A 617-nucleotide genomic window follows, 5' to 3' on the forward strand; every position below is an offset into this window, starting at 1 on the left:
GCCTGGTGGACCAGATCAATGGTGTCGCCGGCGTTCGGGCCGAGTTCGATGAAAAGACCGGCTCCCTGTCAATCACGTCGAATGATGACGTCTTCCTCCACAACACCAATGCCAGCGCTGCCACACCGGCTCCGTCCGATCTGATCAGCGTTTCTGCCGCAAACTTCACGTCAGGGTCGCAGCTGCTGAAGAACTCCGGCTCGTTCAACGTCGAAGACATCCTGACGCTGACCGATGGCAACGGCTATGAACTGGGCTCGCTTGAAGTCACCGACAAGACCTCCGTCAAGGATCTGACCGACTTCATCAAGCGCTTCAACGGCGTCAACGCTTCGTTCAACACCGGCACCGGCAAGCTGACCATCGAAAGCGATGTGTCTCTCAACCTGAAGAGCACCAACGTCAACTTCGCGGCATCGAACTTCACCGCAGACACCGACGGGGTCAACGTGGTCGCCGCCGTTGAATCCGGCTTCGCGACGGATGAAGCGATCAACCAGACCATCGACAAGCTGAACAACACCCTGTCGCTGCTGCGCTCGCAGGCCTCGGAGTTCGGCACCAACCTGTCGACCGTGCAGATCCGTCAGGACTACACCAAGACAATGATCAATACG

The 617-nt window shown here is 58.0% G+C and carries 1 pseudogene; it reads left to right on the top strand.

Annotation, left to right across the window (positions count from 1 at the left end):
* Positions 1-617: pseudogene (locus AC0CMF_RS25250) on the top strand (flagellin N-terminal helical domain-containing protein); the annotation flags it as partial.

Source organism: Pannonibacter sp. CBAS1226 (genome assembly GCF_055685825.1).